Below are 20,110 nucleotides of genomic sequence, written 5' to 3'. Positions count from 1 at the left end.
CGGAGCCGGGTGGCTATCGTCGGGCGATGGCTCAAGATCACGACACGTTCGACACCGCGATGGCCACCTGGCAGGAATGGCAGGACGCCCCCTGGGGCCGTCTCCGCTACACGCTCGCCGAGGTGAACCTCGTGCGCCACCTCGACGACGGCACCGCGGGCGGCCCGCTCCGGATCCTCGACCTCGCCGGCGGCGACGGCGGAGACGCGATACGGCTGGCCGCCCGCGGCCACCACGTCACCGTCGTCGACCTCGCCCCCGCCATGCTGACCGCCGCCGAGGCCCGCGCCGAGGCGAGCGGCCTGTCGGACCGGATCACCTGCGTCCGGGCCGACGTGCGCACCCTGCCGCCGGACATCACCGCCGGCGCGTTCGACGTGGTCCTCTGCCACAACCTCCTCGCCCACGTCGACGACGTCCCCGGCACCCTCACCACGGCACTCGCTCCCCTGAAGCACGGCGGACTCTTCTCCGTCATGGCCATCAACCGGCACTCCGAGCCCCTGAACATCGCCGTCCGACGACTCGACCCCGCCGCCGCCCTGGCCGCCCTCGACTCCGACCGACTCCGCAACGACATGTTCGACACCGACCTCACCCTCCACACCGCCGAGGAGGTCACCTCCCTCCTCGAAGCCCTCGGCTGCCAGGACGTGCACCACTACGGCATCCGCACCTTCTGCGACTACCTCACCGACGACGCCCGCAAGTACGACCCGACCTACTACGCCGACCTCGAACGCCTCGAACTCGCCACGACCGCCCTGCCCCCGTACGCCCGCACCGCCCGCCTCTTCCAGCTCACCGCCCGCAAGAAGACCCCGGCCTGACGGGCCGGGGTGGCGGGGGCGCGGCCCTCGCATGGCGGGGGCCGCGCCGGTCAGGCCGGGACGGGGGCCGGTCGCTGCTCGGCGAGGGCCGTCCAACGGGCGCGGACGAGGAGGAAGAGGGGGAGGCCGAGGGGGGAGAGGAGGATGGTGAGGAGGAGGAGAGGGGCCATCAGGAGGGGAGGGACGGCGAGGCGGCGGGCCTCGCGGTAGATCCACTGGCCGAGGAGGAGGTCCCAGGCGATGACCTGGGCCCAGAGGGCGCTGGCGCCGTTGGCCAGTGTGGTGAGGTCGCGGAAGGTGTCGATGTCGGGGCTGGTGACGGCGGTCCAGAGCTCCGGGAAGACGGGAGCGGCGAACACCGCCCAGACGACCAGGAGGGGGAGGACGGTCAGCGGGGAGGCGGCGATGCGCTCGGTGGTCCGCCAGTGCGGGGCGAAGATCATGAGCAGCCAGACCGGGGCCGCGAGGAGGAAGGTCAGCTCGAACAGGAAGCCGGTCATGCCGGGACCTCCTCGGAGGGTGCCGGTGCGGGGGAGGGGGCCGCGGCCCGCAGGGACAGGGCGGTGGCGAGCGCGGTGAGCAGGACGATCGCGGCCGCCGCGGTCAGCGTCGCGCCGTCCGGTGAGAAGAGGGCCTGGCCGCGGAGGGCCTGCCAGGTCAGGAGGAGGAAGGTCGCGGTGTAGGCGCCGGCGGCGGTGAGGGTCAGCCGCAGGCGGACGCGGTCGTCGGCGAGGCGGACGAAGCGCGGGGTGAGCGCGGCGAGGACGAGCAGCAGGAGCGGGAGCAGCTGCAGCGCGTGCATGCCGAAGAAGTGCGGGATGCGCAGGTCGCCGCCGGTGGTGGACCAGCCCGTCAGGGGCATCGACGGACCGCCGTCCGGGACGCCGACGCTGTGGGCGCCGCTGATCGGCGATTCGTCGACCGCGAGCTGCTCCGGGGTCGGAGGGACCATCAGGAAGCCGACGGCGGCGCCCGCCAGGGCGATCAGCGAGGAGAGGCGGACGGCCCAGGCGGTGGACCGGTCGAGGATCCGGGCGCGGAGCAGCAGGACCACGATGGCCAGGGCGCCCAGCCACAGCACGACGATCGTGCCGCCCATGACCTGGAAGACGGCGTTGTCGAAGGGCGTTGCCTGGTTGAAGTGGCTCTGGGTGCCCCGGACCACCTGGAGGGTGATGAGCACCATCTCGACGGCGCTGGCGACGGCGACCACCGTGCCGGCCCACCAGCCGATGCGGTGGGCGCGCGGCAGCGGGGCGAGCAGCGACAGCATCCAGGCGAGCGAGAGTCCGTACGCGATGAACGAGAGCGAGAACTTGAGCGGCTTGCTCCAGATCGGTACGCCGACCAGGATCCGGTCGTCGACGACCAGGCCGATGCCGGAGACGACCGCGAGGACCGCCATCGACGCGGTGAACCAGACGAGCGGTCGGTGCAGGCGGGCGAGCGGGTGCAGTAAGGACATGTGATCCCCCGTGGAAAACCGTGACAGGAAGGACAGTTGAGGTATGGATAGTGGCACTAGCCACTATCTGATAGCGCCACTATCTATGATGGAGGCCTCGGTCGGCAAGGCCGTGGAAAGACCGGAAGGATGAACACGCGGTGCGCATCGGAGAGTTGAGTCGCAGGGCCGGGGTGTCCGTGCCGACGATCAAGTTCTACGTACGGGAAGGCCTGCTGCCGGCCGGGGAGTTGACGAGCCCGAACCAGGCCTCGTACGGAGAGACGCACGTACGGCGCCTCCGCCTGATCCGGGCGCTCCTCGACGTGGGTGGACTGTCGGTCGCGGGGATCCGCAGCGTCATCGAGGCGGTCGACGACCCGGACCGGCCGGTGCACAAGGTCCTCGGCGCGGCGGCCAGCCGCATGGTGCCGCGCTACGACCGCGAGCCCGGCGCCGGAATGGAGGAGGCGCGGCGGAAGGTCGACGATCTGATCGCCGCGCGCGGCTGGAACACGGTCCCCGACAACCCCGCCTCGCAGTCGCTGGCGACGGCGCTCGCGGCCCTCGACGAGGTCGGCCACGGCGCGTTCGTCGACGTCCTGAACGTCTACGCGGACGCCGCTGAGCAGGTGGCGCGGGCGGACCTCGACTACGTCGCGCGCAACGTGGCCCGCGAGGAGCTGGTGGAGAGCACCGTCGTCGGCACGATCCTCGGCGACGCGATCTTCTCGGCCCTTCGCCGGATGGCCCACGTCGACGCCTCGGAGCGCGTCTTCGGGGAGGCGACGTAGGGCGGCGGGGTCCGGCTCCGGAACGCGAAAGGGGCGGGGCGGGCACCGAGGGCACCCGCCCCGCCCCACGTGGTGCGGTGGATGCCGTCGGCACCCGCCCCGCCCCTGAGGGGTGTCCTGTCGATCACGCCGGGCTCGCGGGGCCCGGCACGCACGACACCCCCTGAGGGAGAGCGTCAGTTCTCCTGCTCGCGCTCCACCTGCTCGTTCCATTCGCGCTTGATCGCGCGCCAGGCCTCGTCCGACTTGCCCAGGCGCCAGTAGCCCGAGATCGAGAGGCGCTCGCGGGCCACTCCGCGGTCGAGGCGGAGGTGGCTGCGCAGCTCCTTCACGAAGCCGGCCTCGCCGTGGACGAAGGCGTGGACGTCACCGGCCGGGAAGTCCAGGGCGCGGACGGCCTCGACGAGCGCCTCGCCGGCCGGGCGGTCGCCCCGGTGCAGCCAGGTGACGTCCACCCCGTCGGCCGTCGAGAACTTCTGCTCCTCCGCCGCGTCCGACACCTCGACGAACGCGTGCACCCGCGCGCCGGCGGGCAGCCGCTCCAGGGCGACCGCGATCGCCGGCAGCGCGCTCTCGTCACCCACGAGCAGGTGCCAGTCCGCGGCCGGGTCCGGCGTGTAGCCGCCGCCCGGGCCGAGGAAGCGCACGGTCTCGCCCACCTGCGCGCGCGCCGCCCACGGGCCGGCCAGGCCCTCGTCGCCGTGCACCACGAAGTCGACCGTGAGCTCGCGGTGCAGCACGTCCCACGCCCGTACGGTGTACGTCCGGGTCGTCGGCCACTGCTCCCGGGGGAACTCCGCCCGGATCCTCTCCATGTCGAACGGCTCCGGGTAGGCGACCCCCTCCGGGGCGAAGAGCAGCTTCACGTAGTGGTCGGTGTACTCGCCGGCGTCGAAGCCGTCGAGCCCGGGGCCGCCCAGGACCACCCGCACCATGTGCGGCGTGATCCGCTCGGTGCGCACCACGTGCGCTTCGGTGGCCTTCGGTGCCTTGCGGGCCGGCTGCTCTGCCACGAGGGGCTCTCCTGACTCTGCGTACTTAGGTATGCCTAAGCTAGCACCTCGGAGCGGCACACCCTAAGCCCCCGTACGGCCCCGCCCCGTCAGCGCTCCAGTACCGGAAGCAGGCGTCCGACGGCGCCGCCCAGGCCCCAGCGCTTCACCAGGGCGTCGAGGGCCGCCGGGTCGTGGGGGGCCGAGGGGAGTGCCGGGTCGAAGGCGGGCAGGGGGGCGTCCCCGGCGACGCGGACGACCGTGGGGGCCACGTCGAGGTACGCGGCGGCCTCGACGATCCCGCGCCGCTTGGCGGGCGTGAGCTTCGAGGCCCGGTCCTCGGCGGCCGCCCGGACCCCGGCGAGGTCGCCGTACTCGGTGACGAGCTGGGCGGCCGTCTTCTCGCCGATGCCCTTGACGCCTGGCAGCCCGTCGCTCGCGTCCCCGCGCAGCGCGGCGAAGTCCGCGTACTGGTCGGGGCGCACCCCGTACTTGGTCCGGATGAGCTCCGCGTCCACCAGGTCGCAGTCGCCGACGCCCTTGCGCGGGTACAGCACGCGCACCTCGCGGGCGTCGTCCACCAGCTGGAAGAGGTCGCGGTCGCCCGTGACGATGTCGACCGGGCCCGTCGCGCGGCCCGCCAGCGTCCCGATGACGTCGTCGGCCTCGTAACCGGCGGCGCCGACGCGGGCGATGCCGAGCGCGGCGAGGACCTCCTCGATGACCGGCACCTGCGGGGAGAGGGTGTCGGGGATCTCCTCCTCGTCCGGGCCGGTCTCCGTCTCGACCGCCACCCGGTGCGCCTTGTACGAGGGGATGAGGTCGACCCGCCACTGCGGCCGCCAGTCCTCGTCCCAGCAGGCCACGAGGTCGTCGGGGCGGTGGTCCTGGACGAGCCGGGTGATGAAGTCGAGCAGCCCGCGAACGGCGTTCACCGGGGTGCCGTCCGGTGCGCGGACCGAGTCCGGGACGCCGAAGTAGGCGCGGAAGTACAGGCTGGCGGTGTCGAGGAGCATCAAACGTCGGGTCACCCGCCCGATCATGCCGCACGCCACCGACAGACCTCGGGGACCGACGGACCCGGCCCGGGCGGCACCTCCCGCCGGGACCGGCGGACCCGGCCCGGGCGGCACCCCGGGGACCGACAGGCCCGGCCTCGGCGGGCCGCACCGCGAGCCCCGGCGTGACGCGTGTCACCTTTGCGTTTGCACCCGGTGAAGCCGGGGAGGCGGGAGCCCGGAGCGGACCCGGTACGGGACGAGACGGAGAAGTCCCCGTACGCGACGGGCCGCGGGCCGATCCCGCCCGCTCCACGGCCCGGCCGCGCGGGGGTGGTGGGGCCGTTCTTCATTGCTACCCGTGAGGTGTATGTGCCCAGGCTCCAGGCCGACCATCTGTACAAGGTGTTCGGCAGACGACCCGACGAAGCCGTCCGCAGGCTGGCCGACGGCGCCGACCGCGAGGAACTGCGGGTCGAGGGGGCGACGGCCGCCGTCGTCGACGCCGGCTTCACCGTCGAACCCGGTCAGATCTTCGTCGTGATGGGCCTGTCGGGATCCGGGAAGTCGACGCTCCTGCGCATGCTCAACGGTCTGCTCGAACCCACCGCGGGCCGGGTCCTCTTCGACGGCCGCGACCTCACCGCTCTCTCTCCCCGCGAGCTGCGCACGGTCCGCGCCGAGAAGATCAGCATGGTCTTCCAGCACTTCGCGCTGTTCCCGCACCGAAACGTCCTGGAGAACGCCGCCTACGGCCTGGAGGTGCAGGGCGTCCCGCGCACCGAGCGCGAGACCCGCGCCACCGAGGCGCTCGAACTGTGCGGGCTCGGCGGCTGGGAGAAGTCCTGGCCCGACGAGCTGTCCGGCGGCATGCAGCAGCGCGTCGGCCTGGCCCGCGCGCTCGCCACGGACGCGGACCTGCTGCTCATGGACGAGTCGTTCAGCGCGCTCGACCCGCTCATCCGCCGCGACATGCAGGACCAGCTCCTCGTCCTCCAGCAGCGCCTGAAGAAGACCATCGTCTTCATCACCCACGACCTCAACGAGGCCATGCGCCTCGGCGACCGGATCGCCGTCATGCGCAACGGCCGGATCGTCCAGCTCGGCACGGCGGAGGACATCCTCGTCCGCCCCGCCGACGACTACGTCGCCTCCTTCACCCAGGACGTCGACCGCTCCCGGGTGCTCACCGCCTCCGCGGTCATGAAGGCCGGCGCCCCCGCGGCCGACTGCCCCGCCGACTGCGCCTGCCGGGCCGTCGGCCCCGACACGCTCGTCGCGGACCTGTGCGCCGTCGCCGCCCTCGCCCCGCACCCCGTGACCGTCGAGGACTCCGACGGCACCGTCCTCGGAGTCGTACCGCCCGAACGCCTCCTCGCCGCGATGGGCGGTCTCGGCGCGACGGATGCCCCGTACGCCGGGGCCCGGGAGGTGACCGCCGGTGCCTAGGCTTCCCCTCGGCCAGTGGGTCGACAGCTCCGTCGACTGGCTCCAGGCGCAGTTCTCCTGGCTCTTCGACGCGGTCAGCGCCGGCGTCACCGGCCTCTACGACGGCATCGACGCCGCCCTGTCGGCACCCCAGCCGCTGCTCTTCGCGGGCATCCTCGCCGTCGTCGCCTGGTGGCTGCGCGGCCTCGCCGCCGCCGTCCTGGCGTTCGCCGGATTCGCCCTCGTGGACTCCGTCCAGCTGTGGGACGAGGCCATGGCGACGCTCTCGCTCGTCCTCGTGTCGACGCTCGTGACCCTGGTGATCGCCGTCCCGCTCGGCATCTGGGCGGCCCGCTCGAAGACGGTCAGCGCGGTGCTGCGCCCCGTGCTCGACTTCATGCAGACCATGCCGGCGATGGTCTACCTCATCCCCGGCATCATCTTCTTCGGCGTGGGAGTGGTCCCCGGCATCATCGCCACCATCGTGTTCGCGCTGCCCCCCGGCGTCCGGATGACCGAGCTCGGCATCCGCCAGGTCGACGGCGAACTCGTCGAGGCCGCCCAGGCCTTCGGCACCACGCCGCGCGACACCCTGCTGCGCGTGCAGCTGCCGCTCGCCCTGCCGACGATCATGGCGGGCGTCAACCAGGTCATCATGCTCGGCCTGTCCATGGTCGTCATCGCGGGCATGGTCGGCGGCGGCGGGCTCGGCGGCGCGGTCTACCGGGCCATCGGCAACGTCGACATCGGCCTCGGCTTCGAGGCCGGAACCTCCATCGTCGTCCTCGCCATGTACCTGGACCGGATGACCGGCGCGCTCGGCCGCCAGGTCTCCCCGCTGGGCCGCCGCGCCGCCGCCAAGGCGCGCGCCGCGCTGGCCTCGAAGCGCCCCGGGGCGAAGCTCTGGGCCCACCGCCCGCAGCCCGTCACGGCCCTCGTCGGCGTCGTCGTCCTCGCCCTCGTCGCCGGCGGCACGGGGTTCCTCGGCCGCTCCGGCGGCACGACCTCCCCGAGCGCCTCCGGAGCGAACGGCGGCCACGGCAAGAAGATCAGCATCGGCTACATCCCCTGGGACGAGGGCATCGCCTCCACGTACCTCTGGAAGGAGCTCCTGGAGCGGCGCGGCTACGAGGTCGAGACCAAGCAGCTGGAGGCCGGCGCGCTCTACACCGGCCTGGCCGGCGGGCAGCTCGACTTCCAGACCGACGCCTGGCTGCCCGTCACCCACGCCCAGTACTGGGAGAAGTACCGGAGCAAGCTGGAGGACCTCGGCTCCTGGTACGGCCCCACCTCGCTGGAGCTCTCCGTCCCCTCGTACGTGAAGGGCGTCGACTCGCTCGCCGACCTCAAGGGGAAGGCGGGGCAGTTCAAGGGCCGTATCGTCGGCATCGAGCCCAGCGCCGGAATGATGGGCATCCTCGAGGACAAGGTGCTCGAGGAGTACGGCCTCGAGGGCGAGTACGAGGTCGTCGACGGCTCCACGCCCGGCATGCTCGCCGAGTTGAAGCGCGCGTACGACCGAAAGGAACCGGTCGTCGTCACCCTCTGGTCGCCGCACTGGGCCTACTCCGCGCACGAGCTGAAGAAGCTCGCGGACCCGAAGGGCTCCTGGGGCGAGGGCGACGGAGTCCACACCCTCGCCCGCAAGGGTTTCGCCGCCGAGAACCCCGAGATCGGCAACTGGCTGAAGGACTTCGAGCTGACCGAGAAGCAGCTCACGGACCTCGAAGCCGTCATCCAGGAGACCGGGAAGGGCAAGGAGCAGCAGGCCGTCCGGACCTGGCTGGACCGCACCCCCGGCCTCGCGGAGAAGCTCACCCCGAGGTAGCGACCGGAGCCCGTCCGACGGACGGTGCGTGACTCCTGTCCGAAAAGGGGCGGTCGCCGAGCGTGTTCGGCGACCGCCCCTTTTCCACACGACGAGAAACCCCGCCCCAAAGCTGCGTAAGGTTCAGGTAACCGACCGGTACACCGGTCCGAGGGGCCGCGACAGTACCAGGGAGGGAGCCGACATGGACGAGAAGGAATCACCCCGCGTGGGCGCGGCCGTCAAGAGGCGCCGCAGAGCGCTCCAGCTCACCCTGGCCGTCGTCGCCTCCCGCAGCGGCCTCTCCGTGCCCTTCCTCAGCCAGGTCGAGAACGACCGCGCCCGGCCCAGCCGCCGCTCCCTCGAACTCGTCGCCCAGGCCCTGGAGACGACGGCCGGCGAACTCCTCGCCGCCGCCGAGGCCTCCCGCACCGTCGACGTCGTACGGTTCGGCGAGCACCCCCCGGACCCCGCCCTGCCCGCCGGCGTCCGGCAGCTCGTCCGGGGCCGCCACCAGCTGCACGCCCTGGAGTTCACCGGCGAGCAGGACGCGGGACGCGAGTTCCAGCACCGCAACGACGAACTGCTGTACGTGGCCGACGGCGCCGCCGAGGTCGAGGCCGAAGGCCGCGCGTACCGGCTCGGCCGCGGCGACACCCTGTACCTCTCCGGCGGCGTACGGCACCGCTGGCGGGCCACCGAGCCCGGCACCCGGCTGCTCGTCGTCGCCGTCGCCGAACACGTCGAGGCCGAGGAGGAGTGAGCGACGGTACGCGGTCCCTCCCGCGGGTCGTCTCCCTCGTGCCGTCCCTGACGGAGGCGGTCGCCGTCACCCTCCCCGGCGCCCTCGTCGGCGCCACGGACTGGTGCAGCCACCCCGCCGACCTCGCCGTCGCACGGATCGGCGGCACCAAGAACCCCGACGTCGCCGCGATCACCGCGCTCCGGCCCGACCTCGTCCTCGCCAACGAGGAGGAGAACCGGGCCCCCGACCTCGCAGCGCTGCGGGCCGCCGGCACCGACGTCCTCGTCACCGGGATCCGCACCCTCGACCAGGGCCTGCGCGAGCTGGAACGGGTCCTCGCCGCCTGCGGCGCGCCCCGCCGGCCCCGCTGGCTCGACGACGCCGAGGCCGCCTGGCAGGCCGTGACACCGGTGGGGCCGGCGGCGGACGGCCGCCCGCTCACCGCCGTCGTGCCCATCTGGCGCCGCCCCTGGATGGTCCTGGGCAGCGACACCTTCGCCGGCGACCTGCTCGCCCGGCTCGGCGTCCGCAACCTCTACGCCGACCACCCCGAGCGCTATCCGCGCCTCCCGCTCGACGACCTCAGGGCCGCAGCGCCCGACCTCGTCGTCCTGCCCGACGAGCCCTACCGCTTCACGCGCGACGACGGCCCCGAGGCCTTCCCCGGGACCGCCGCGGCGCTCGTCGACGGACGCCTGCTCACCTGGTACGGGCCGTCACTGGCCGAGGCTCCGCGGGAACTCGCCCGGGCCCTGCGAGCAGCGCACCGCTGAGCAGCCCGCGCGCGGTGTGGAACCCGGCCACCAGCCAGGCCGCGACGAGGAACACGTACAGCCCGACCGCCAGCCACCGGAAGGCGGCGAGCCCGGTGTGCTGGGCCAGACCCTCGGCGCCGGTCACACAGGTGCCGACCGGGAAGGTGAACGCCCAGAAGGTCATCGCGAACCCCATGCCACGCCGCCGGGCCCGCAGCACCATCGCCCCGGCCAGCGCCAGCCACAGCAGAGCGAAGCCCATCACGGGCACCCCGTAGAGGACGGCGAAGGCGGCGAAACCGTGCGCGTACGGCTCGGGCAGCACGCCCGGGGCGGCGTCGGCGAACTTGTTCGCCGCGGTCGTCGACTGCCCCAGCGGGCCGAGGACGAGGAACAGGGTCGGGGTCAGCGCCAGGGGCAGCGGACCGCCCGTGACCAGCCGGCCGAAGACCAGCGGCAGCATCACCAGGGTCGCCAGCAGACTGACGCCGAACATCGCGTAGCAGGCGATCAGCAGCGTCTCCCGGGCCTGCCCGGCGGGCAGATGGGGCACCAGCAGCGGCCCCAGCGCGGCCGAGACCATCGGCGCGACGACCGGAAGCAGCCACACCGGGGACGCGGCCTCGATCCGGTGGTGCACCACCATCAGGTACGGGACCGCCACCGCCGCCGCGAGACCGACCAGCGTGCCGACCGTGAACAGCACCGCGTCCACACCGAGGGCCGCCGGCAGCCCGATCCAGTCCCGGCCCACGACCACCGCCCCGCCGCCCACCGCGAGCAGCGCCATCGACAGGCACCCGTAGAACGGCGCCACCGCCGGGTCGAGCAGATGCGCCCGGGCCTGGTCCCGGTGCCGTGCCCAATGGACCGCGCGGGCCCCCAGCAGCACCAGCAGCATCACGAGCGACAGCGCCCACACCGCCGCGCAGGCCGTACGGAGACCGGGGACGTCCACCGGGAGCGCCGCGCCCGCCGACGCCACGATCGCCGTCCCCATCACCGAGGCGTACCAGTTGGGCCCGAGATGACGGACGGAACGGGCCGGAAGGACCGTACGGGCGCCGGGGGTGGTGGCGCGGGAGGCCGGACGAGGGGCCGAGCGGGGTGTTGCGAGGCTTGCCATGGCTCCACCGTCGCCCCCTTCCCCCGCCCCCACCAGGGATCATGCGGCTATGACGTCATAAGCTGGCCTTATGAGCAGGGAGACGCGCGGGCCGTGGTCGGCCGACGGGGAGCAGGGTGCGCAGGCTGCGCGGCGGGTTGAGGGGGAGCACGGCGGTGAGCCTCGGGCCCCCCTCTCCCATCGGGTTCCGGACCTCGGCGCGCTCGAACTGCTCCTCGCCGTCGCCCGGCACGGCAGCCTCGGCGCGGCCGCCCGCGAGGTGGGTGTCACCCAGCCCGCGGCGAGCAGCCGGATCCGCTCCATGGAGCGGCAGCTCGGGGTGGCCCTGGTCGACCGCTCGCCCCGCGGCTCACGGCTCACCGACGCGGGCGCGCTCGTCACCGACTGGGCCCGGCGGATCGTCGAGGCCGCCGAAGCCTTCGACGTGGGCGCGCAGGCGCTCCGCGGGCGCCGCGACTCACGGCTCCGGGTGGCCGCGTCCATGACGATCGCCGAGTACCTGCTGCCCGGCTGGCTGATCGCGCTCCGCGCCCAGCGCCCCGACACCGCCGTCTCCCTCCAGGCCGGCAACTCGGCCGCCGTCGCCGAACGCCTCTTCGCCGGCGACGCCGACGTCGGCTTCGTGGAGGGGCTCGCCGTACCGGACGGCCTCGACGGCGTCGTCGTCGCCCACGACCGGCTCGTCGTCGTCGTCGCCCCCTCCCACCCCTGGGCCCGCCGCCGCGGCCCGATCGACCCGGCGGAACTCGCCGCGACCCCCCTCGTCCTGCGCGAACGCGGCTCCGGCACCCGGCAGGTCCTCGACGCGGCGCTCTCCGGCCACGGTGGGCTGGCCCAACCGCTGCTCGAACTCGCGTCCACGACCGCGGTGAAGGCCGCGGCCGTCAGCGCGGCCGGGCCCGCGGTCCTCAGTGAGCTCGCGATCACCGAGGAGCTGGCGTCGCGCCGCCTCGTCGCCGTCCCGGTGGACGGGGTCCGGCTCCGCCGCGACCTCCGCGCCGTGTGGCCCGCGGGCCATCGCCCCACGGGCCCGGCGCGGGACCTGCTGTCGCTGACGAGAGGCTGACGCGGGCCCTGCGGGTGGCCTCGCCCCACGTTGTGGGCAATCGTTCCCCCCCGGACGGAGTCTGGGGGAGGAACGCCTGCCCGCAAACGGTGCGGACGGATGGGACGCCTGCCCGCAAACGGTGCGGGCGCACGGGGACGCCAGCCGGTGCGTGCCCGCGTCAGAGGTCCGTCGCGCGGAACGTCACCCGGCCGTCGAGCACGGTGAGGCGGACCGGGAGGTCGGGGAGGTCGGTGGAGGACGTGGTCAGGGGGTCGGCCGCGAGGGCGGTGAGGTCGGCGCGGTAGCCGAGCGCGAGGCGCCCCGCCTCGTGCTCCTCGCCGGCGGCGTACGCGGCCGCGGTGGTCATGCCGCGCAGCGCCTCCAGGGGGTGAGGGCCTGCTCGGGGCCGTGCGGCGCCTGGGCGAGGTCGCGGCTGGGGCGGCGGTGGCGGGCGCCGGCCATCACGCCGAGCGGGGGGGAAGGGGGCGATCGGCCAGTCGGAGCCGAGGGCGACGGTGGCGCCGGAGTCGGCGAGGTCGCGGCAGCGCCAGGCGCGCGAGGCGCGCTCCTCGCCGAGGCGGCGCGACCAGTTGTCGGCATGGCCGTCGCCGCGCTCGTCTACGCGCTCCTCATGCGGAACGACCGCACCGCCCTCGCCGCCCGGGCCCGCGCGTGAGCGGTCGTACGGTCCTCCGGATCACCAGGGGCACCCCGAGGCGCCACACCGACGACGCGGCCACCGGGGTCCCCGTCCACCTGGTCGCCCGTCAGGTGCTCGGCACCGCCGGGTCGTTCGCGGAGGCGGTCGGGATGCTCACGGGCGCCCCGGTCTCGGCCTCCACGGTCATCACCGTGGTGACCGCCGACCGGGCCGCCTCCGTGGAGCTCGCCCCCGCCGGTTCGGCGGTGGTCGTCCCCGACGACCGGGGCTGGCTGACCCGCACGAACCACTTCCTCGACCCGTCGCTCGCCGCCGGCGAACTGCGCGGCCGCCGGGAACCGGAGACGTACGACCGCCACCGGCTGCTCGGCCGTCGCGTCGGGGCCCACACCGGTCCGCTCGACCCCGACGCGCCGGTGCGACTGCTCTCCGCCCACCGCGAGGACGGCGCCGAGTTCAGCCCCGGCGGGCGGCGGCCGCTTCGACGAGGCCCCGCATCACCCGGAGGTCCTCGCCCATCTCGGGGTGCCACTGCACGCCGAGGGTCCAGGACGGGGCGGCGAGTTCGACCGCCTCGATCGTGCCGTCCTCCGCGTGGGCGGAGACGGCGAGTCCCGCGGCGAGTCGGTCGACGGCCTGGTGGTGGTAGGTCGGGACCTCGGTGAGCTCGGGTACGAGGGAGGCGTAGAGGGTGCCCGGCACGGGCTTGACCGGGTGCCGGCCGATCACGCCGACCGCCTCGACGTGCCCGTCGAGGTGCTGGACGAGCGTGCCGCCGAGCGCGACGTTCAGCAGCTGCATCCCGCGGCAGATGCCGAGGAGCGGGGTGCCGGACGCCAGGGCCGCGTCGATCAGGGCCAGTTCCCAGGCGTCCCGGGCGCGGGCGGGCGGGCCGGTACGGGGGTGGGGCTCGGCCCCGTACCGTACCGGCTCGACGTCCGCCCCGCCCGCGACGACCAGCCCGTCGAGCCGGGCCACGACCGCCGCGGCGGCCTCGGGCCCGTCCGGTGGCAGCATCACGGCGAGCCCCCCGCTCTCCCGGACCAGCCACGGGTAGCGGGCGGGGAGCAGCGCGGCCTCCATGTCCCACACCCCCCAGCGGGCCTGGTCCAGATAGGTGGTCACGCCGATGAGCGGCTTGGACACGTGCTTCCTCCAGGGGTGCGGGCAGAGGGGCGGGGCGGCGGCGGGTCAGTCGCGTTCGAGCTCGGCCTCCGCCGCGGCGAGCGCCGCGAACTCCTCCTCGGGCGCGCCGGCCACCAGGTGGTGCCGACTGTAGAACGCGAAGTAGGCGAGGGCGACGACGTACACCCCGAGTGCCATGAACGCCGCCGTCCGGTCCACCAGGAAGGTCGCGACCAGCGCCGACAGGGCCAGGACGAAGGCCGCGGACGAGGTGGCGACCCCGCCGGGCGTGCGGTACGGCCGGTGCAGGCCCGGCTCCCGGCGCCGCAGCACGATGTGGGAGAGCGCCATCAGCGCGTACGAGATGGTGGCGCCGAACACCGCGATGTTCAGCATCCGCGCCCCGTTCCCGGTCCCCGCGGCGAGCGCGAAGCCGATCGCGCCCGGGATGAGGAGGCCCAGGTACGGCGACTTGCGGCGGCTGGTCAGGGAGAGGAAGCGGGGCAGGTAGCCGGCCCGGGAGAGGGCGAACAGCTGGCGCGAGCCGGCGTAGATGAGGGAGAAGAAGGAGGCCACCAGGCCGGCGAGGCCCGCGTAGTTCACGAACCGGCTGAGCGCGGTCGGCTCCCCGTCGCCCTGGAGCGCCACGACCAGCGGGTTGCCGGCCTCCTGGACGGCGGCCGAGCCCCGTGCCCCGGTGGCGGCCAGGAACGTGACGACGGCGAGCAGCACCAGGATCCCCATGGAGATCGCGAGCGCCCTCGGCATCGACCTGACCGGGTCCTTGGCCTCCTCGGCGGCGAGCGGCACGCCCTCCACGCCGAGGAAGAACCACATGCCGAAGGGGAACGCGGCCCAGATGCCGAGCAGTCCGAAGGGCAGCCAGGAGTTCGACCCGAAGGCCTCGCCGTCGACCGGGATGTCGTTCAGGCCGTCGACGTGGAAGTCGGTGAACGCGCCGAGCGCGAAGACGACGAGCGCCGCGACCGCGACGGCCGTCACGATCAGGCTGAAGCGCAGCGCCTCCCCCACGCCCCACAGGTGGATCCCGATGAAGAGCGCGAAGCAGACGAGGTAGACCGGCCAGCCGGACTCCAGGCCGAAGAACCCCAGGGACTCGACGTAGTCGCCGATGAAGATCGAGATGGCGGCGGGCGCGAGGACGTACTCGATGAGGATCGCCGTGCCGGTGAGGAACCCGCCCCAGGTGCCGAGCGCCCGGCGGGCGAAGCCGTAGCCGCCGCCCGCGGTGGGCAGGATGGCGGAGAGTTCGGCGAGCGCGAAGACCAGGCAGGCGTACATCGCGCCCATCAGGACGGTGGCGACGGCGAGCCCGCCGAAGCCGCCCTTCGACAGGCCGATGTTCCAGCCGGAGAAGTCCCCGGAGACCACGTACGCGACGCCGAGGCCGGTGAGCAGCAGCCAGCCCGCACTGCCGCGGCGCAGGGCCCGCCGTTCCAGGTAGTCGTCCTTCGGCGGGGCGTTGTCCCCGGGAGTGCCTCCGGGGGTGCTCCCGGTCGTGTCTTCCAGCGTCATGGCAGCGTCAGCTCCCCGCAACGGGCCCAATGGATTGGTGCCATACCTTTGCGGTGGTCGACGGGGGAGCGCAACCCCCGTGCGTTACTTTCGGGTTACGCGGCCCGGGCCGCCGTCCTCGGGCGAGCAACCTCCGTACGGCTCGGCGCCCTCGGGCGAGCAACCTCCGTACGGCTCGGCGTCCTCACCTGAGGACCCCGTCCGGGCCGGCGTCCTCAGGTGAGGAACCCCCGCAGCAGCGCCGCCGTGCCCGAGCAGTGCTCCCGCATCACCTCGCGCGCCGCGTCCGCGTCCCCGTCGAGGACCGCCTCCACCAGCGCGGTGTGCTGGTGCTGGGAGTGCTCCAGGTTGCGCACGAGCAGGGGGATGCAGTCCAGGAGGTCGTTCACCGTCGCCCGGACGGCGGCGTACCGCGCGGTCAGCGTCGGCGAGCCGGAGAGCTCGGCGAGGGTGAGGTGGAACAGGGTGTCCTGGCGGCGGTAATCGGCCAGCGGGGCGTCCCGGGTCGCCGCCACGGCGGTCCGCAGCCGCTCGGCGCCCGCCGCGTCCAGGCCGTGCGCCGCGCAGAGCCCGGCGGCCCCCACGTCGAGGACCTCGCGGAAGCGGAGGGTGTCCTCCATGTCGACCGAGGCGATCCGGCGGCGCAGCTCGTCCTCGTCGGCGGTCTGGACGCGGGGCAGCACGAACGTTCCGCCGTACCGGCCGCGCCGGCTCTCCACGAGCCCCTGCTCCTGGAGGACCTTGAGGACCTCGCGCAGGGTCACCCGGCTGATCCCCATCCGGTCGGCCAGCTCCCGCTCGGCGGGCAGCCGCTCGCCGCCGGGCACGAGCCCGAGCCGCACCACCTGGAGGATCTGCTCCAGGGCCTCCTCGAAGCCGTTGCCCGCCCGCACCGGCCGCAGCACGGGCGTCAGCCGGTCCGCCGATTCACTCGTACTGGCCACGTTCTCGTTTCCCCTTCTCCGACACTTCCCAAGCAATGGTCTTCGGTAATACCTTATGGCTTCCGGCAGGCCGAAGGAGGAGCAATCCCGTGGCAGTCCGCACACCCCCGCTCACCGTCGAGGAGCTCCGCGCCCTGGTGGCGAGCGGCGAGATCGACACCGTCGTCCTGGCCTTCCCCGACATGCAGGGACGGCTCCAGGGCAAGCGGTTCGCCGCACCGTTCTTCCTGGACGAGGTCCTCGGCCACGGCACCGAGGGCTGCAACTATCTTCTGGCAGTCGACACCGAGATGAACACCGTCGACGGCTACGAGATGTCCTCCTGGGACCGCGGCTACGGCGACTTCGCGATGCACCCCGACCTCACCACCCTCCGCCGCCTCCCCTGGAACGAGGCCACCGCGATGGTGACGGCCGACCTCGCCTGGGGCGACGGCACCCCGGTCGTCGCCGCACCCCGCCAGATCCTCCGCCGCCAGCTGGAGCGCCTCGCCGAACTCGGCCTCACCGCCCACGTCGGCACGGAACTCGAGTTCATCGTCTTCCGCGACAGCTACGAGCAGGCCTGGGACGCGAACTACCGCGGCCTCACCCCCGCCAACCAGTACAACATCGACTACTCCGTCCTCGGCACCGGACGCATCGAACCCCTCCTGCGCCGCATCCGCAACGAGATGGCCGGCGCCGGACTCACCGTCGAGTCCGCCAAGGGCGAGTGCAACCCCGGCCAGCACGAGATCGCCTTCAAGTACGACGAGGCCCTCGTCACCTGCGACCAGCACGCCGTCTACAAGACCGGCGCCAAGGAGATCGCCGACCAGGAGGGCTACTCCCTCACCTTCATGGCGAAGTACAACGAGCGCGAGGGCAACTCCTGCCACATCCACCTCTCCCTCCAGAACGCCGACGGGGAGAACGTGATGGCCGGGGACGACCCGCACGGCATGTCCGAGACCATGCGGCACTTCCTCGCCGGACAGCTCGCCGCCCTCCGCGACTTCTCCCTCCTCTACGCCCCCAACATCAACTCCTACAAGCGGTTCCAGCCCGGCTCCTTCGCGCCCACCGCCGTCGCCTGGGGCCACGACAACCGCACCTGCTCGCTCCGGACCGTCGGCCACGGCCGCTCCACCCGCTTCGAGAACCGCCTCCCCGGCGGCGACGTCAACCCCTACCTCGCCGTCGCCGGCCTGGTCGCCGCCGGCCTGTACGGCATCGAGCAGCGCCTCGAACTGCCCCCGCCCTGCACCGGCAACGCGTACACCGGCGAATACGCGCACGTCCCCACCACCCTGCGCGAGGCCGCCGAACTCTGGGAGACCAGCGAGATCGCCAAGGCCGCCTTCGGCACCGAGGTCGTCGCCCACTACCGCAACATGGCCCGGGTCGAACTCGACGCCTACGACGCCGCCGTCACCGACTGGGAACTGCGCCGCTCCTTCGAACGCCACTGACCCGGACGCCGCTGCCGAGCCGGACGCCGCCGACCCGGACGCCGCCGTGCGCACCTCGCCTGCGCACCCCGCCGTCCGCACGCCGTCGTACGCACCCCGCCGTCCGCACCACCGAGAGGACAGAGTTGCTCCAGGTACTGAACCCGGCGACCGAGGAGCCGGTCGCCACCGTCCCCGCCGCCACCCCGGCCGACGTCGACGCCGCCGTCGCGCGCGCCACCGCCGCCCAGCGCGGCTGGGCCGCCGCGGCGCCCGCCGACCGGGCCCGGCTGCTCCGCCGCTTCGCCGCCGTCGTCGACGGGCACGTCGAGGAGCTCGCCCGCCTGGAGGTCACCGAGGCCGGGCACACCATCGGCAACGCCCGCTGGGAGGCCGGCAACGTCCGCGACCTCCTCGACTACGCCGCCGGGGGAGTGGAACGCCTCAACGGCCGCCAGATCCCGGTCGCCGGCGGCCTCGACATCACGATCCTCGAACCGCTCGGGGTCGTCGGCGTCATCGCCCCCTGGAACTTCCCCATGCCGATCGCCGCCTGGGCCACCGCGCCCGCCCTCGCCGCCGGCAACGCCGTCCTCCTCAAGCCCGCCGAGACGACCCCCCTCACCGCGCTCCGCCTCGCCGAGCTCGCCCTGGAGGCCGGCCTGCCCGAAGGCCTCTTCCAGGTCCTCCCCGGCACCGGCCCCGTGGCGGGCAACGCCCTCGTCGAGCACCCCGGCATCGCCAAGATCGTCTTCACCGGCTCCACCCGGGTCGGCAAGTCGATCATGGCGAAGTGTGCCGACCAGGTGAAGCGCGTCACCCTCGAACTCGGCGGCAAGAGCCCCAACATCGTCTTCGCCGACGCCGACCTCGAAGCGGCCGCGGCCGCCGCCCCGATGTCCTTCCTCGACAACAGCGGCCAGGACTGCTGCGCCCGCACCCGCATCCTCGTCCAGCGGAGCGCGTACGACCGCTTCCTCGAGCTGCTCACCCCCGCGATCGAGGAGATCGTCGTCGGCGACCCCGCCGACGAACGCACCCAGATGGGCCCGCTCATCTCCCGCGCCCAGCTCGACCGCGTCCGCTCCTACGTCGGCGACGACCTCGCGGGCATCCGGGGCAAGGCCCCCGAAGGCCCCGGCTTCTGGTTCCCGCCGACCGTCCTCACCGGCGTCGCCGAGGACGCCCCCTGCGCCGTCGAGGAGATCTTCGGACCCGTCGCCGTCGTCCTCCCCTTCGAGGACGAGGCCGACGCGATCCGCCTCGCCAACGCCACCGAGTACGGCCTCTCCGGCTCCCTCTGGACCCGGGACGTCGGCCGCGCCCTGCGCGTCTCCCGCGCCGTCCGGGCCGGCAACCTCTCGGTCAACTCCCACTCCAGCGTCCGCTACTGGACCCCGTTCGGCGGCTACCGGCAGTCCGGCCTCGGCCGCGAACTCGGCCCCGACGCACTGACCGCCTTCACCGAAACCAAGAACGTCTTCATCAGCACGGAGGCCTGACCCGCATGAGCACCGAAGAGATCATCTGCCGCCGCCTGGTCGGCCGCACCGCCGTCATCACCGGAGCCGGCAGCGGCATCGGCCTCGCCACCGCCCGCCGCCTCGCCTCCGAGGGCGCCAACGTCGTCTGCGCCGACATCGACGAGCGGGCCGGCAAGGCCGCCGCCGAGGAGGTCGGCGGGACCTTCGTCAAGGTCGACGTCACCGACCCGGAGGAGGTCGAGGCGCTGTTCAAGACCGCCTTCGACACGTACGGCTCCGTCGACATCGCCTTCAACAACGCCGGCATCTCCCCGCCCGACGACGACTCCATCCTGGAGACCGGCCTGGAGGCCTGGAAGCGCGTCCAGGACGTCAACCTCACCTCCGTCTACCTCTGCTGCAAGGCCGCGCTGCCCTACATGCGCCGCCAGGGCAAGGGCTCCATCATCAACACCGCCTCCTTCGTCGCCGTCATGGGCGCGGCCACCAGCCAGATCTCGTACACCGCCTCCAAGGGCGGCGTGCTCGCGATGTCCCGCGAACTCGGCGTCCAGTTCGCCCGCGAGGGCATCCGCGTCAACGCCCTCTGCCCCGGGCCGGTCAACACGCCGCTCCTCCAGGAGCTGTTCGCCAAGGACCCCGAGCGGGCCGCGCGCCGCCTCGTCCACATCCCCGTCGGCCGTTTCGCCGAGGCCGAGGAGATCGCCGCCGCCGTCGCCTTCCTCGCCAGCGACGACTCCTCCTTCGTCAACGCCAGCGACTTCCTCGTCGACGGCGGCATCTCCGGGGCGTACGTGACCCCCCTCTAGACCCTCGCCGCCGCCGCGCACATCCCCCACCCGAACAGCCGGGCGTCGCAAGGCGCCCGGCTGTTCCGCGTACCGACGCACGTACAGACGCACGCGCAGACACGCGTACAGACGCACGCGCAGACACGCGTACGGACACGCGTACAGACAG

General features: G+C 73.4%; 18 protein-coding genes and 2 pseudogenes. 11 read left to right on the top strand and 9 right to left on the bottom strand.

From position 1 onward, the window contains the following. Nucleotides 1–26 precede the first annotated feature (26 nt). Complete coding sequence (locus ACIQFX_RS18440) at nucleotides 27–830, top strand: class I SAM-dependent methyltransferase (RefSeq protein WP_402464264.1); 804 nt, start codon at nucleotides 27–29, stop codon at nucleotides 828–830. 50 nt (nucleotides 831–880) lie between these two features. Here ACIQFX_RS18440 and ACIQFX_RS18435 read toward each other — a convergent pair whose 3' ends face one another. After that, nucleotides 881–1,330: an ABA4-like family protein gene (locus tag ACIQFX_RS18435; RefSeq protein ID WP_402464262.1), complete on the bottom strand. Its 450-nt coding sequence runs from the start codon at nucleotides 1,328–1,330 to the stop codon at nucleotides 881–883. Continuing rightward, entirely contained in the window at nucleotides 1,327–2,295 is a 969-nt protein-coding gene (locus tag ACIQFX_RS18430) for a hypothetical protein (protein ID WP_402464260.1), read from the bottom strand. Before ACIQFX_RS18430 ends, ACIQFX_RS18435 begins: the two co-directional genes overlap by 4 nt. A 140-nt stretch (nucleotides 2,296–2,435) precedes the next feature. Here ACIQFX_RS18430 and ACIQFX_RS18425 point away from each other — a divergent pair, with 140 nt between their 5' ends. Further along, entirely contained in the window at nucleotides 2,436–3,068 is a 633-nt protein-coding gene (locus ACIQFX_RS18425) for a MerR family transcriptional regulator (RefSeq protein ID WP_402464258.1), read from the top strand. A gap of 176 nt (nucleotides 3,069–3,244) precedes the next feature. On the opposite strand, the gene ACIQFX_RS18420 is transcribed toward ACIQFX_RS18425, so the two are convergent. Further along, nucleotides 3,245–4,081, bottom strand: coding sequence for a siderophore-interacting protein (locus ACIQFX_RS18420; RefSeq protein ID WP_402464256.1), 837 nt, complete (start codon nucleotides 4,079–4,081; stop codon nucleotides 3,245–3,247). Between the two features lie 89 nt (nucleotides 4,082–4,170). Beyond that, nucleotides 4,171–5,103: a 5'-3' exonuclease H3TH domain-containing protein gene (locus ACIQFX_RS18415; protein WP_402464254.1), complete on the bottom strand. Its 933-nt coding sequence runs from the start codon at nucleotides 5,101–5,103 to the stop codon at nucleotides 4,171–4,173. Between the two features lie 327 nt (nucleotides 5,104–5,430). Between ACIQFX_RS18415 and ACIQFX_RS18410 the strand changes: the two genes are divergently transcribed. The 4 genes from ACIQFX_RS18410 (at nucleotide 5,431) to ACIQFX_RS18395 (ending at nucleotide 9,811) form a co-directional block, all read left to right on the top strand. Beyond that, nucleotides 5,431–6,507: a glycine betaine/L-proline ABC transporter ATP-binding protein gene (locus ACIQFX_RS18410; RefSeq protein ID WP_402464252.1), complete on the top strand. Its 1,077-nt coding sequence runs from the start codon at nucleotides 5,431–5,433 to the stop codon at nucleotides 6,505–6,507. Next, nucleotides 6,500–8,314 carry an ABC transporter permease/substrate binding protein gene (locus ACIQFX_RS18405; protein WP_402464250.1) on the top strand — a complete coding sequence of 605 codons (1,815 nt, stop codon included), beginning with the start codon at nucleotides 6,500–6,502 and terminating at the stop codon, nucleotides 8,312–8,314. Before ACIQFX_RS18410 ends, ACIQFX_RS18405 begins: the two co-directional genes overlap by 8 nt. Before the next feature lie 184 nt (nucleotides 8,315–8,498). Next, a complete protein-coding gene (locus tag ACIQFX_RS18400; protein ID WP_402464248.1) occupies nucleotides 8,499–9,056 on the top strand; it encodes a helix-turn-helix domain-containing protein in 558 nt (185 codons plus the stop codon). Then, complete coding sequence (locus ACIQFX_RS18395; RefSeq protein WP_402464246.1) at nucleotides 9,053–9,811, top strand: helical backbone metal receptor; 759 nt, start codon at nucleotides 9,053–9,055, stop codon at nucleotides 9,809–9,811. Before ACIQFX_RS18400 ends, ACIQFX_RS18395 begins: the two co-directional genes overlap by 4 nt. Here ACIQFX_RS18395 and ACIQFX_RS18390 read toward each other — a convergent pair. Next, nucleotides 9,738–10,919 carry a TDT family transporter gene (locus ACIQFX_RS18390; RefSeq protein WP_402464244.1) on the bottom strand — a complete coding sequence of 394 codons (1,182 nt, stop codon included), beginning with the start codon at nucleotides 10,917–10,919 and terminating at the stop codon, nucleotides 9,738–9,740. The genes ACIQFX_RS18395 and ACIQFX_RS18390 overlap by 74 nt on opposite strands. Before the next feature lie 70 nt (nucleotides 10,920–10,989). Between ACIQFX_RS18390 and ACIQFX_RS18385 the strand changes: the two genes are divergently transcribed. Further along, the gene (locus tag ACIQFX_RS18385) at nucleotides 10,990–11,985 is read left to right on the top strand and encodes a LysR family transcriptional regulator (RefSeq protein ID WP_402464242.1); all 996 of its coding nucleotides are present in this window, start codon (nucleotides 10,990–10,992) and stop codon (nucleotides 11,983–11,985) included. Nucleotides 11,986–12,145: 160 nt separating this feature from the next. Here ACIQFX_RS18385 and ACIQFX_RS18380 read toward each other — a convergent pair. Then, nucleotides 12,146–12,538 (bottom strand): annotated as a pseudogene (locus ACIQFX_RS18380) (amidohydrolase family protein); the annotation flags it as partial. A 101-nt stretch (nucleotides 12,539–12,639) separates the two neighbouring features. Between ACIQFX_RS18380 and ACIQFX_RS18375 the strand changes: the two are divergent. Continuing rightward, nucleotides 12,640–12,897: pseudogene (locus ACIQFX_RS18375) on the top strand (hypothetical protein); the annotation flags it as partial. 187 nt (nucleotides 12,898–13,084) lie between these two features. On the opposite strand, the gene ACIQFX_RS18370 reads toward ACIQFX_RS18375, so the two are convergent. The 3 genes from ACIQFX_RS18370 to ACIQFX_RS18360 form a co-directional block, all read right to left on the bottom strand. Then, complete coding sequence (locus ACIQFX_RS18370; RefSeq protein WP_402464240.1) at nucleotides 13,085–13,774, bottom strand: gamma-glutamyl-gamma-aminobutyrate hydrolase family protein; 690 nt, start codon at nucleotides 13,772–13,774, stop codon at nucleotides 13,085–13,087. 45 nt (nucleotides 13,775–13,819) lie between these two features. Continuing rightward, a complete protein-coding gene (eat, locus tag ACIQFX_RS18365; protein WP_402464238.1) occupies nucleotides 13,820–15,289 on the bottom strand; it encodes an ethanolamine permease in 1,470 nt (489 codons plus the stop codon). Between the two features lie 215 nt (nucleotides 15,290–15,504). After that, nucleotides 15,505–16,233, bottom strand: coding sequence for a FadR/GntR family transcriptional regulator (locus tag ACIQFX_RS18360; protein WP_402464236.1), 729 nt, complete (start codon nucleotides 16,231–16,233; stop codon nucleotides 15,505–15,507). An 89-nt stretch (nucleotides 16,234–16,322) separates the two neighbouring features. Here ACIQFX_RS18360 and ACIQFX_RS18355 point away from each other — a divergent pair, with 89 nt between their 5' ends. The 3 genes from ACIQFX_RS18355 to ACIQFX_RS18345 all read left to right on the top strand — a co-directional run bounded on the left by ACIQFX_RS18355 (nucleotide 16,323) and on the right by ACIQFX_RS18345 (nucleotide 19,959). Then, nucleotides 16,323–17,687 (top strand): glutamine synthetase family protein, encoded by a 1,365-nt coding sequence (locus tag ACIQFX_RS18355; protein ID WP_402464234.1) that lies wholly within the window; start codon nucleotides 16,323–16,325, stop codon nucleotides 17,685–17,687. Between the two features lie 125 nt (nucleotides 17,688–17,812). Further along, nucleotides 17,813–19,168 carry an aldehyde dehydrogenase family protein gene (locus ACIQFX_RS18350; RefSeq protein WP_402464232.1) on the top strand — a complete coding sequence of 452 codons (1,356 nt, stop codon included), beginning with the start codon at nucleotides 17,813–17,815 and terminating at the stop codon, nucleotides 19,166–19,168. Nucleotides 19,169–19,173: 5 nt separating this feature from the next. Next, nucleotides 19,174–19,959 (top strand): 3-oxoacyl-ACP reductase, encoded by a 786-nt coding sequence (locus ACIQFX_RS18345; RefSeq protein ID WP_402464230.1) that lies wholly within the window; start codon nucleotides 19,174–19,176, stop codon nucleotides 19,957–19,959. The last annotated feature ends 151 nt before the right edge of the window (nucleotides 19,960–20,110 follow it).

Origin of the sequence: Streptomyces sp. NPDC093089 (assembly GCF_044754405.1) — a bacterium.
Lineage (GTDB): Bacteria > Actinomycetota > Actinomycetes > Streptomycetales > Streptomycetaceae > Streptomyces.
The sequence above is the reverse complement of the archived record's forward strand: the minus strand, read 5'-3'. Positions and strand labels throughout refer to the sequence as shown.